At 49.5% G+C, this 12,653-nt stretch carries 8 protein-coding genes; 5 read left to right on the top strand and 3 right to left on the bottom strand.

The window, feature by feature from the left end; all coding sequences use genetic code 11:
- Positions 1-80: 80 nt before the first annotated feature.
- The 3 genes from HA050_RS10305 to HA050_RS10315 all read left to right on the top strand — a co-directional run bounded on the left by HA050_RS10305 (position 81) and on the right by HA050_RS10315 (position 4,235).
- Positions 81-1,067, top strand: coding sequence for an imelysin family protein (locus HA050_RS10305; RefSeq protein ID WP_166825436.1), 987 nt, complete (start codon positions 81-83; stop codon positions 1,065-1,067).
- Complete coding sequence (locus HA050_RS10310) at positions 1,057-2,097, top strand: DUF1513 domain-containing protein (protein WP_166825439.1); 1,041 nt, start codon at positions 1,057-1,059, stop codon at positions 2,095-2,097. Before HA050_RS10305 ends, HA050_RS10310 begins: the two co-directional genes overlap by 11 nt.
- 104 nt (positions 2,098-2,201) lie before the next feature.
- On the top strand, positions 2,202-4,235 hold the full coding sequence (locus HA050_RS10315) for a M3 family metallopeptidase (protein WP_166825441.1): 2,034 nt from the start codon (positions 2,202-2,204) through the stop codon (positions 4,233-4,235).
- Positions 4,236-4,429: 194 nt separating this feature from the next.
- Here the strand turns inward: HA050_RS10315 and HA050_RS10320 are convergent, their stop codons facing one another.
- On the bottom strand, positions 4,430-6,343 hold the full coding sequence (locus HA050_RS10320; protein WP_166825444.1) for a S9 family peptidase: 1,914 nt from the start codon (positions 6,341-6,343) through the stop codon (positions 4,430-4,432).
- A gap of 249 nt (positions 6,344-6,592) precedes the next feature.
- Here HA050_RS10320 and HA050_RS10325 point away from each other — a divergent pair, with 249 nt between their 5' ends.
- Positions 6,593-7,222: a class I SAM-dependent methyltransferase gene (locus HA050_RS10325; RefSeq protein WP_166825447.1), complete on the top strand. Its 630-nt coding sequence runs from the start codon at positions 6,593-6,595 to the stop codon at positions 7,220-7,222.
- Between the two features lie 92 nt (positions 7,223-7,314).
- Positions 7,315-8,616, top strand: a complete 1,302-nt coding sequence (locus HA050_RS10330; protein ID WP_166825450.1) for a leucine-rich repeat-containing protein kinase family protein — start codon at positions 7,315-7,317, stop codon at positions 8,614-8,616.
- Positions 8,617-8,627: 11 nt separating this feature from the next.
- On the opposite strand, the gene HA050_RS10335 is transcribed toward HA050_RS10330, so the two are convergent.
- On the bottom strand, positions 8,628-9,752 hold the full coding sequence (locus HA050_RS10335) for an HD-GYP domain-containing protein (protein WP_166825453.1): 1,125 nt from the start codon (positions 9,750-9,752) through the stop codon (positions 8,628-8,630).
- 34 nt (positions 9,753-9,786) lie between these two features.
- Complete coding sequence (locus HA050_RS10340) at positions 9,787-12,147, bottom strand: response regulator (RefSeq protein WP_166825456.1); 2,361 nt, start codon at positions 12,145-12,147, stop codon at positions 9,787-9,789.
- Between the last annotated feature and the right edge of the window lie 506 nt (positions 12,148-12,653).

Raw genomic sequence — 12,653 nt, forward strand, 5'->3', positions numbered from 1 at the left:
ACCTGTGTGTTTGCGTCTTTTATGTTGTCCATGGAGCAAGTTTAATTTAGAAATAAGTTTACCTTACACTGGGTACCCCCATGCAACTTAAACAATGCATCACTGCCGCCCTGATGATTTGCGTGACTCAAGCCTATGCAGAGCCTGTTCTGCCCTCGCCTGAATTCAGCGTACGCTGGCTGGATGAAGCCTATTTGCCGCGCCATCAGGCATTGGTAAAAGCCAGCCATGCTTTTGCTACAGAGAGCAAAGCCTTTTGCGCGGCCCCAACAGAAAAAAACCTCATCAGCACCCGTAATACCTGGAAAAAAACGGCCTTAGCCTGGCATGCCATGGACGCAGCCCCGGGCGGGCCGATTATTTTAGAAAGAACCGGCCGTAAGATCGACTTCTGGCCAACCCGGCCGGATGATATTGAAGCCATGATCCCCAAGGGTTTGGACGAGAGAAATGTAGGGGCACGCGGCCTGCCCGCCGCCGAATACCTGCTCTGGGGGAATAATGAGCCTAAAGCGCAACTGGCAAAGCTGAAAGAAAAACAGCGCTGCCTTTATCTTGTGGGTATCAGTGAGCGCATTGTCAGCGACATCGCACTGCTCAACGATGGCTGGGGCTATTACCGCGAGCAATTGGGCGCTGAAAACCCATTTTTCCGCCAGAATTTACTGCCAGAAACACTCAACCTGATGCTGGGCGCGCTGGACAGCCAGGCTAAACGCCTGCCCAAAGAAGCACAACGGACCGCCTTTGCCGAATGGCGCAGCGGCACAGGCAAAGCAAGCTCTGCAGCCGTGCTGAATGCCATCGGCAGCACCTTGTTTAGCCCAGGCGGTGGCATCGCCAGCTTGCTTGCCGATAAACCCGATGTAATCGCCAAAGTAAAACAAGCTCTTAGCCAGGCCAAATCAGCCCAGGCCAGCATTCCGGATACATTCGACAGCCCCGCAGCAAGCACTGCGCGCAGCAATTATCTGGCCAGCATTAAGCTGCTGAAACACAGCATAGAAACCGACGTAGCCGAAGCTTTAGACCTGACTTTAGGACTGTCTGAATCTGATGGCGATTAACCTGCCCCGCCGCCGCCTGCTGCAAAGCCTGGCGCTGTTAGCCCTGCCTTTACCAGCCTGGGCGGCAGGCGAAACAGCAGCGGTTTTGCTCGCCGCCCAATTGGGTAAAAACTTTGGCGCAGTGGGAAGTAAAACAATCGCCACGCCCACACGCGGCCACGGCATTATTGCGCTGGGCGGCCATGAGGCCATCCTCTTAGCCCGCCGCCCCGGCTACTGGATGATGCGGATCAACTGGCAAACGGGTGAGATTATCCGGCAGGTGGCAGCGGCAGAAAACCGCCATTTTTTTGGTCACGCCGTACTCAGCCCCGATGGCCACACCCTGCTCACCAGTGAAAACAATATCCAGACTGGCCAGGGACTGATCGGTCTTTACCACCCGCAAACCCTGCAAAGACTAGGCGAGCTGCCCAGCCACGGCATTGGCCCGCACGAGCTGCTGTTTATTGACTCCCACACCCTGGCGATTGCCAACGGCGGCATCCTCACCCTGCCTGCCAGCGGGCGTGAAAAGCTGAATCTGGCCGCCATGCAGCCCAGCGTCGTGCTGCTAGCCTGGCCATCCGGGCAAAAGAAAAGCGAGCATATTCTGCCCGACACCACCCTCAGCCTGCGCCATCTGGCCGTCAGCCACGATGGTGCGCTTGGCATTGCCATTCAGGCCGAATCACCAAGGGGTGACAGCGTGGACGATGCGCCACTCTTAGCCATCTTGCGGAACGGCAAGCTGAGCCTTGCTGAAACCGTGCCAGGCCTGGGGGGCTACGCCGCCAGCATCGCCGCCGTCGGCTCGCAATTTATTCTGAGCTGCCTGGAAGGCAATGCACTGGCGATTTGGGACAGCCATGGCAAAGCTCAAAAACAATGCGGCTTGCTGCGCCCGGCCGGAATCGCGGCTTGGGGCGATAAAGCCTATGTCAGCACCGAGCTGGGGGTGATTACCCTGCTTGACCCGCAAAATGGCACGCTCACCCCGGTATCCAGCCACACTGGCGTCAAATGGGATAACCACCTGATTCTGGCTTGAAAACTAAGTTATTCAGTGAACTAATTGGGTGACAGCTTGAAATAAAGGCAAATCGCTCGCATCTACGATACAAATATCCACACCACTACACACGAGCCAGCCGAATGACTAATCCACTTCTCGATCTAAGCGGTAAATTACCTGACTACCCAAGCGTTAAACCTGAACACGTCAGCCCGGCGCTGGACACGCTCTTAGCCAGCTCAGCTGCCGCTGTTGCCGCTGCCGAGCAAGTGCAAAACCCAACATGGGCAAGCTTTGTAGAGCCGCTGGATGCTGCACTGGAAAAACTAAACCTGGCATGGGGTGTGGTTGCACATCTGGAAAGCGTGGTCACCTCGCCCGAGCTGCGTGAGGTTTACAATGCCAATATCGCGCGCGTTTCCAACTTTTATACCGAGCTGGGCCAGAATGAGCTGCTGTATGCGCAATACAAGCTGATTGCCGCCAGCGCCGAATTCGCAGGCTACAACGCAGCAAGAAAAACCATTATTGAAGACACGCTCCGCGATTTTCGCCTGAGTGGTGCAGAGCTGCCCGAAGCACAAAAACAACGCTTTGCTGAAATCGCCGAAGAGTTATCCGAGCTAACGGTTAAATTTGGCCAGAACGTGATGGATGCCACGGATGAGTGGGCTTTATATATCGAAGACCTAAGCGAACTGGATGGCCTGCCACAAGACTGGCTTTCTGCCGCCAGAAACGCCGCCGAAGCCGATGGCAAAACCGGCTACAAAGTCACGCTAAAGCAGCCCAGCCAGGGCCCGGTGATGCAGTTCTGTAGCAACCGCACACTGCGCGAAACGGTTTACCACGCCAATACCACCCGTGCCTCCGAGTTTGGCCCGGCTGAGCGCGACAATGGCCCGCTGATTAACCGCATCCATGCCTTACGCACTGAAGCCGCCCAGTTACTGGGTTTTAATAACTACGGCGAAGAATCACTGGCCACCAAAATGGCCGATACCCCCGCTGAAGTGGCAGCGTTTCTGCGTAATCTGGGCCACGGTGCCAAACCTTTTGCTGCCAAAGATCGTGCAGAACTCAAAGCCTTTGCCAAAGAACAACTGGGCTTGGACGAGCTGGAAGTCTGGGATTATGGCTTTGCTGCCGAGAAACTATCCGAAGCAAAATACGCCTTCTCTGCCCAGGAAGTGAAAGCCTACTTTACCGAGCCAACCGTTTTATCCGGCCTGTTTAAAGTGATTGAATCGCTATACAGCCTGCGCTTTGTGAAAGCCAGCGCCCCGGTATGGCACCCGGATGTCAATTACTACGCCCTGCAAAACCTGGATGGCAGCGCCGTGGGTGGCCTCTATCTGGATCTCTATGCGCGCACCGGCAAGCAAGGCGGCGCATGGATGAACGATGTACTCAGCCGTGATCGCAAAGGCGACGACTTACAAAACCCCGTAGCGCTGGTGGTATGTAATTTCTCTGCTGGCGTCGATGGCAAACCGGCACTCTTGACGCACGACGACGTAATCACCCTCTTCCACGAATTTGGCCATGCCCTGCATCATCTGCTGACCGAAGTGGATGAATCCGGCGTATCCGGCATCAACGGCGTGGAATGGGATGCGGTAGAGTTGCCCAGCCAGTTTATGGAAAACTTCTGCTGGGAATGGCAGGTATTGCCTGATCTGACTCACCATGTAGACAGCGGCGCAGCCCTGCCGCGCGAGCTGTTCGACAAAATGCTGGCGGCCAAAAACTTTATGAGTGGCAGTGCCATGGTGCGCCAGGTCCTGCTCTCATTGTTTGATATGGAGCTGCACGCCAGCACCGGGGCAATTGACGCCACAGCACAAAATGCCGCGCTGGTTGCCGAATTCGAAACCCCGGTCGCCCCAGACTATAACCGCTGGTTTAACACCTTCAGCCATATTTTTGCAGGTGGCTATGCAGCGGGTTATTACAGCTATAAATGGGCGGAAGTGCTGTCTGCCGATGCCTATTCTGCGTTTGAAGAAGCCGCTGCCGCTGGCAAATCCATTCTGGACCCCGCCACTGGCGCGCGCTTCAGAAAAGAAGTGCTGGCCATGGGCGGCAGCCGCCCTGCCATAGACTCCTTCACGGCTTTCCGTGGCCGCAAACCGGAAGTCGCGGCTTTGCTGAGACATAATGGTTTGAATTAAGGGGATGGCTTGGGTTTAAAACCCAAGCTTAAAATCCCTTTAGCTTAAGTATTTACATATGTTTAAAGCACTTACTCCCCCTTTGATAAAGGGGGGAGCTAGAGGAAAAACAAGTTGGGATTGGGGTTTGTCACCCCCATTCCCAATAAAAAACGGGCCATTCGGCCCGTTTTCTTTACCCCCTAAACCACCTCCTACTTCAAATACGCCTCCAAAAACCGAATCGTATGCCCAATCGAGTAAACGCGGTTTTCGCGTTTGGCCGCGCCGTGGCCTTCGTCAGCAAACAGCATCAGCTCGGCAGGCACATTGCGGTTTTTTGCTGCTTCATACATTTGCACCGCTTCACCCACCGGCACACGCGGATCACTCACGCCCTGGATCAGCATGAGCGGGGCGATCAGTTTATCGATATGGTTAATGGGCGAAAGCTGGATTAAAGCATCCCGATCTTTCACCGGATCGCCATATTCAGCAATGCGCAGCGCGCGGCGGTAAGGCGCAGTGTTTTGTAGGAAGCTCATAAAATTAGAAATGCCCACGGTAGAAACGCCTGCGTCATAGCTGCCCGCAAACATGGTCATCCCCGCCAGAGTGGAATAACCACCGTAGCTGCCACCGATAATCCCGACTTTAGGCACCTGGCCGCCCTTGCCCCACTTAGCGCGGATATAGCGCGATGCGTCTTCGATATCACTCACCACTTGCAGGCGTTTTGGGCCGTCGTCCATCGCCAGCCACGCTTTACCATAGCCATCCGAGCCACGCACATTCGGCTCGACAAAGATAAAACCGGCATCCACATAAAGCTGCGCGACCGGAGAGAAGCCTGCCTTAATTTGCCCTTCCGGCCCGCCATGAAAATGCACCACCACCGGGCAAGTCACTGTTGCGCACTGCGCGGGTCTGCGCACAAACATCGGAATCGGCGTGCCATCCCTGGCCGGATAAGACTCTAAGCTGGCCCTGGCAAAGCGCTGTGTATCAACTTCCGGGCTCATGGCCTGCTGCCACTGCAGCAGCTTGCCAGTCGTCCATTCGTAGCGATAACTTAGGCGTGGCGATTTAGCCGTTTCAACGCTGATCAGGCTAAAGCGCCCATCCGGGCTATGCCCGCTGATAATGACATGGTCGGCGTCTTTAAATGCGGGCAGCTTAATCGGCAGCAAACTATTAGCATCCAGCGCAAAGCTGCGGGTATAGCCTGCTTCGTTCACGCTATAGCTGATATGCCTGCGCGATTGATCCAGCTGAAAACTGCTCACATCCCAATTAATCTCTGGGGAAACCGGCTTGAACTGCCCTGCTTTCCATTGATAAAGCCTGCGGAAATTGCCAAATTTTGAGATTTGCACAATCAGCTCATCGGGTGCCGCGCCATAAGCGGCCTGGTATTCTTCTTTTTCATTTTGCCCGAACAGCGGTGTTAGCTCGCCATTATTCAACTCGTAATATTCTGCGGCCAGATTGGTGATGGTTTTCTCCAGCAAGATGCGCCCATGGCGCTGATCTGCAATATTCCATAAGCCCGGCTGATCAAACACGACCTGCTTAGAGCCACTGGCAATGTGGTAGCGGTAAATGGTGTAGCTGTCTTTTTGCTTATCGTTGGCGCTGAAATATACGTATTGGTTATCATCCGAAACAAATGCAAAGCGGCTTTGTACGCCGGCAATATGCTGGATTTCTTTAAGTGCTCCACCCGCTGCGGGCTGCAAATAGAGCCCCGGGTTCTCTTCACCCTTGCGATCACGCTGAATCACCAGGGTCTGCCCATCCGGGCTAATCCCTGCAATTTGCGTGGCGTCTTCTCCGCCCGTCATTTGCACAGGGAAACGCTGCGGGCCATCCAAGCGCCATACCTGGCTCACCCCCGTTACCCGCCAGTTAAAATACAGCCGCGTGCCATCGGGGCTTAAGAGGCCCGCCGAGGGGCTGGAAATATCCAGCATGCTTTGAATCCGCCGTGATAAAGCAGGCTCAAGTGGCTTAGGGCGAAACGCTTCGATGGTTTCTTTGCTGACACTTTCAGCGCCCAAACCCGCATAATCGGCTGCAAAGACAGGGCTGCTGAGCAAAACGCCCAAGAGCAAGGAGTGAATTTTCATTTGCTTCCTATTTAATAGAAACGATTCAGATAAACACAAAGCGGAGATCTGCAGGCGCACACGAAGTTTAAAAGCAGAGCACCGAAAAAACGACAAGTGCACAATGAGGCCAAGAAGCGAAAGTCAGCTGCATCGGTGTATTACATCAAAATAACCATCATCCCAGCCTGTTATCAGCCAGATTAAAGAAATATCGATCTTCCGGCAACTGCGGCAAGCCGCAGGAGCGCGGCATACAGCGAGAACACTATGAGCTCAGAAACACACCTTTCGCTCGCCCTGATCAGCCAGCAAACACTGGCGCACTATCAGGCAAATGCAGAAAGCTTTAAAGCAGGCACGGCAAACCATGATGTCAGCCAGAATATTGCAGCGCTGCTGCGCCATATCCACACAGCTGCACCTTTCGATATCCTGGATTTTGGCTGCGGGCCCGGCAGGGATCTGAAGCAGTTTGTGGCACTGGGACATCGCCCCGTGGGGCTGGACGGCACGGCCCGTTTTGTAGAAATGGCGAAGGCAGACAGCGGCGCAGAGGTGTGGCAACAGGATTTTCTGGCGCTCGATTTGCCAGCAGCCCGCTTTGACGGCATCTTTGCCAACGCCGTTTTATTTCATATCCCCAGCCAGGAGCTGCCACACGTTTTAAACCAGCTCCACGCCACACTCAAACAGAACGGCGTGCTGTTTAGCTCCAACCCACACGGCGATAATGTGGAAGGCTGGAATCAAGGCCGCTACGGTGCTTATTACAATCTGGAAACCTGGCAAAGCTATTTAACCGCCGCAGGATTTACCGAGTTAGAACACTACTACCGCCCAGAAGGTTTGCCACGTGAACAGCAGCCCTGGCTGGCCAGCGTGTGGCGGGCTGTTTAATCTGAAAGCACAGCAAAATACCCAAGTGTTTAGCTGCACTTCCCCGCTCTTTACTGGATAATCCCCCCTTTCTTTCGCCCAGCCATTCTTACATGCACATACTTTCACAACTTCGCTCCGGGCAACTCAAAGGCATTAAGCGGCTGGATTTATCTTGTGGCCTGGCTACTTTTCCAGAAGAGATTTTCTCTCTGGCAGATTCCTTAGAGATTCTGAATTTATCTGGCAATGCACTATCCAGCCTGCCTGATGATTTACCACGGCTAAAGCATTTGAAAGTGATATTTTGCTCGGATAATCAATTTGATCATTTACCAGAAGTACTGGGGCGCTGCAGCAGGCTCACTATGGTGGGATTTAAAGCCAATCAAATTCAAACAGTCAGTGCCGCCGCCCTGCCCTCTGAACTACGCTGGCTGATCCTGACCGACAATCAAATCAGTCATTTACCAGATGAGCTGGGCCGGTGCCATGCCCTGCAAAAACTCATGCTGGCCGGTAACCGGCTGCAATCCTTACCCGATACACTGGCGGCGTGTACCAATCTGGAGCTGATCCGCATCTCTGCCAACCTACTGCCTGCCTTACCCAACTGGCTGTTGGGCCTGCCTAAGCTGGCATGGCTCGCTTTTGCGGGCAATCCGTTCTGCCAGGAGGCAACGGAGCAAGCTTCAGTCCCTGTCCGCTGGCAAGATCTCAGTATCCAAGAAAAGCTGGGGGAAGGCGCTTCTGGCGTGATTTATAAAGCCCACTGGCAGCATGCCAATGGCTCACCTGTGGCAATCAAGCTATTTAAAGGCGCTCTTACCAGCGACGGACTGCCACAATGTGAAATGGCCGCATGCGTTGCAGCCGGGCAGCACCCTAATCTTATTGGCTCTATTGGCAAAATAACGGATCATCCCGATAACGCCACCGCACTGCTGATGCCTTTTATTGATAAGCACTATCGCAATTTAGCAGCTCCACCAAGCCTGGAATCATGCACGCGGGATATTTACACTGAAAATCAGCGCTTTAAACTAGCAACCACATTGAATATCGCCCTCAGTATTGCAGATGCAGCAGCCCACCTGCATGCCTCATGCATTTTGCATGGCGATTTATATGCGCATAATATTTTAATCAATGGGGAAGGTAAAACAAAGCTGGGAGACTTTGGTGCAGCGTCTTTCTATACCCCCGGGCAAACGCTGCTGCAAAATATTGAAGTACGTGCGTTTTCTTACCTGCTTGAAGAATTAATCAATATCACAGACACAGCAGATGCAGGCGCGTTAAAACAATTACAAACAGACTGTGCTCATCCCGATATAAAAAAACGCCCTTTATTTGCATCAGTCAAAACTCAGTTAAATGAGCTTTTATCAGCAAACAAACAAGCCCCCCAATAAATAATTTCAAATCAATGATGCGGCTCTGATTCATCATCCGCAAATACAACAGAAATATCAGGAAAAGAGAATTGAATTCGTAATAAAGCCCCTACAACAGCGGGGTCAAAATGCGAGCCACCGCCTTTTACAATAATATTCATCGCCTCATCATGCGAAAACGCAGGCTTATACACACGCTTGGAGACCAGTGCATCATAAACATCGGCCACCGCCATTAGCCTTGCCGATAATGGAATCTCTTCACCCTTCAAGCCCTGCGGATAGCCACTGCCATCCCATTTTTCCTGATGGCTGTATGCAATTTCCCGCGCATAATGCAAAAATTTATCTTCTTTTGTACCTAAATAACTCTCTACCGAAGTAATGACATCCCGCCCGTAAACAGTATGCATTTTCATTAAATTAAACTCTTCATCTGTCAATTTGCCCGGCTTTAACAAAATATGATCAGGCACCCCCACTTTGCCAATATCATGCATAGGTGCAGATTTATAGAGCCACTGTATATTGGCTGGCGTTAATTCATCGCTATAGCGTGGATCATCCGATAACTCCAAAGCCAGCAGCGCCACAAAATGCTGCGTACGCCGTAAATGCTTACCCGTTTCGTTATCCCGCGTTTCAGCCAATGACGCCATCGCCAGAATCGTTGCTTGCTGTAAATGGGCCAGCTCACGCGTTCTCTCCTGAACTAAATGCTCCAGATATTGATTCTGATTTTTTAAGAACACCTGAGCGGCTTTTAAAGCTAATTGCGTTTGTACGCGTGCCAGCAAAATAGAAGGAATAATTGGCTTGCTTATATAATCAGCGCCCCCTACTGAAAAACCTTCTTCCTCGTCTTCAATCGCTGTTTTAGCGGTCAGAAAAATAACCGGGATATCTTCTGTCTCATGGTTTGCCTTTAATTTTGTACATACCTCGTAGCCATTCATATCCGGCATCATTACATCTAATAAAATGAGATCAGGCCGGGGATCAGCAAGTACCAGCCGTAAAGCAACTTCGCCATGATTCGCAACTTTTACACGATATTTGTCCCTCAACAAACCATTGAGCAACATCAGGTTATCAGGCGTATCGTCAACAACCAGAATTGTTGACCTGTTTTCCGGCATATGCAGCTGTTCCATATTGACCCCTTACATCTTAAACATTTTCATACAATTAAATCGGAAATTTATTCATCCATTCAAGCGCATCATTAAATGCAAACTGATTAATAAGCCTTAATAAGTCATGACTTTGTCCTGGCCATAAATGCTGAAATGCCCGCTGATTCTCTTCAAAAAACTCGACAGCGGAAGCATCACCTTCTTGCAATAAACGTTTTAAATCCTCAAACAACTTCTTTTTTTCATCCTGGTCCAAAGATAGCTCTTCAGTATTGGCAAGAGATACGGTTGCAAGACTAAGATTGTCTTGTGGAAAATAAAATGAATTCAAAGCACCAACCAGCTTATTAATAACTAAAGAAAGCGCGCATTGCAATTTGTGAGCCTGCTCACTAATTTCACCCTTATCCAAAGCAAGCTCAAGCTCTGCGGCTATTTTTTGTAAAACATCCGCCCCTATCGTTGCAGCAATTCCTTTTAAGGTATGTGCATGCCGCCTGGCATCCATTCCGTTTTCTGTATTAAGTGCATCAACTAAGCTCAATTGAATTTTTGGCATTTCATCCAGTACTTTAATTAATAAACGCCGATAAAAATCAGGATTTCCCATTGCATATTTAAGTCCAACTTCCATATTTAGCCCAGTAATACAGGAAGGCAAGCCCGCAACCGCCGTGCTATCACTTACAACGGGGCCAGCTACTTTTTCAACAAACTCTCTTTTAACTTCCGGCAACCATTGAATCAGCTTTTCCATCAATAAACCGGGGTCAATTGGTTTAAGCAAATGATCACTCATCCCTGATTCTTTGCACTTTTGCTTATCTTCATCCATCGCTAATGCAGTGAGCGCAATAATAGGTACCTCTTTTAAATACTGGCCAGCACGTATTGCCGCTGAAGCACGCCAGCCATCCATGACCGGCATCTGAATATCCATAAGGATCAGATCAAATGTTTCTTTTTCTATAATCTGCAAGGCCTGTTGCCCATCGCCAACTACTGCAACCTGCATCCCGGCATCAACCAATATCTCACTCGCCACCTGCTGATTTAATGCATTATCCTCAACTAATAAAATACGCGATCCATAACGGCTTGCTAAGGCATGCTGCTGCTGATTTCTTAATACAGAAGGTGAAATACTTTCCACATCCTGCTTATTTTTCTTTAAAGGAACACTAAACCAAAAACAGCTTCCTTTATTTTCTTCGCTGATTAATCCAATACTGCCATTCATTAAGTTAACTAATTGCTTGGAAATAACCAGCCCCAGGCCTAAACCGCCAAACTTCCGGGTTGCAGAGGTATCTGCCTGAGTAAAAGCCTGAAACAATTGAGCCTGCTGCTCCTTGCTTATTCCAACGCCTGTATCAACAATTGAAAACTTAACGTTTAATTCATTTTCATCCTCTGATTCAAGATCAACAATCAGCTCAATCTTGCCCTCTGATGTAAATTTCACCGCGTTTTCAATTAGATGTAATAAAATTTTCTCTAAACGCTTAGCATCTCCCATTACAGAAGAAGGTAATAAAGGAGAAATTTTGGAAAGTAAAATCAGCCCTTTTGCTCTGGCCTCAACACCAAGCCTGTTCAGCACATCATCTAAAATAGTATGTAAATAAAACGCGGAAAATTCTAATTTAAGCTTTCCTTCCTCCATCTTTGAAAAGTCGAACATATCATTCACAATACTTAATAAATGCTCACTTGATCTTTGAATCACCTCTATATAATTTTTTTGTCTTATATTCAAATCAGTTTTTAACACCAAATGAGTCATACCAATAATTGCATTCATTGGTGTGCGAATTTCATGACTGATATTAGCTAAAAAATCCCTTTTTATTTTTAATGTTTCATCTAATATTTGTTTAATGCGCCCTTGCACTTTCGTTGCATCACTAAGCAAAGGGTTAACTGAAATGAACAAACAGATACTTGCGCCCTCTTCACTCTGATGCGGCAGTAAATTCAAACGCATTTCAGCATTAAACACTTCACTATTTAAATATTGCCAGGAAAAAGCAGCACTATCACTCAACTGCTCCCCGTCACTCATCAAAGTAAAACTATCCAGCTGCTCTAAAAATGCTTTTCTCTGATCAGCCACCAGCAATTGCTCAGCTCCTACCCCCTCAAAAACAGAGGGTGAAGATGAAAATAAAACGGCAAAAGCCTGGTTTGCCCAAATAATTTTTCCATCGGTATTAATCAGAAGTAATGCTTCTGATGAAAGATTCAAAATACTCTTATAATTTGCATCCGTTTCCCGTTGTTTCTCTTTACTCTGCTCCAAGGTACGAAGATGCACATCAGAAACTGCAGCAAGCTTTTGCTGAAATTCTGACGATACCTCTGCGCCCGAAAGTAATTTTATTTTAGTTTGCACACCACGTACCCCACTCATCAGCCCCCCTATACCCTCGCCTCAATATTTATTGATGCGATCCGTAAGAATGAATGCCCATCACCAGCGATCATCCCAATAGATAAGACACGGCACTCTCTTACAGCCAAATGTAGACACAATTAATTCTAGTTCAAAAATTTGGATAATTCTGAAGTTGGGGGAGTACAAAACCTTGAGACAACTTGGACCTCTGCATTTTTAAAATACAGGGCAATAGAAAATACCCAGGAATAAAGAATAAATAACTTAAGCAACTTAAAACTTAAACACAGTTTTGCCGTGAGCAGGACTGAAAAACCAAACGGGCAGACCGGGATAACCGCTTTATGCATAGCCCGACAGCAAACCACTGGTGGTTGCTGCTCCATTTTTTCCACGCAAAGCAAAACCCCCGCCTCTTTCGAGTACGGGGGTCTTGTTACGGCTTAGGGTGTCTGGCAATGACCTACTTTCACACAGGTAATCTGCACTATCATCGGCGCTAAGGTGTTTCACTGTCCTGT

The organism is Iodobacter violaceini (assembly GCF_011601265.1).
Classification (GTDB): domain Bacteria; phylum Pseudomonadota; class Gammaproteobacteria; order Burkholderiales; family Chitinibacteraceae; genus Iodobacter; species Iodobacter violaceini.

Coding starts and splice junctions, on each gene's coding strand:
- HA050_RS10305 (WP_166825436.1), top strand. CDS start 81: ATGCAACTTAAACAATGCATCACTGCCGCCCTGATGATTTGCGTGACT.
- HA050_RS10310 (WP_166825439.1), top strand. CDS start 1,057: ATGGCGATTAACCTGCCCCGCCGCCGCCTGCTGCAAAGCCTGGCGCTG.
- HA050_RS10315 (WP_166825441.1), top strand. CDS start 2,202: ATGACTAATCCACTTCTCGATCTAAGCGGTAAATTACCTGACTACCCA.
- HA050_RS10320 (WP_166825444.1), bottom strand. CDS start 6,343: ATGAAAATTCACTCCTTGCTCTTGGGCGTTTTGCTCAGCAGCCCTGTC.
- HA050_RS10325 (WP_166825447.1), top strand. CDS start 6,593: ATGAGCTCAGAAACACACCTTTCGCTCGCCCTGATCAGCCAGCAAACA.
- HA050_RS10330 (WP_166825450.1), top strand. CDS start 7,315: ATGCACATACTTTCACAACTTCGCTCCGGGCAACTCAAAGGCATTAAG.
- HA050_RS10335 (WP_166825453.1), bottom strand. CDS start 9,752: ATGGAACAGCTGCATATGCCGGAAAACAGGTCAACAATTCTGGTTGTT.
- HA050_RS10340 (WP_166825456.1), bottom strand. CDS start 12,147: ATGAGTGGGGTACGTGGTGTGCAAACTAAAATAAAATTACTTTCGGGC.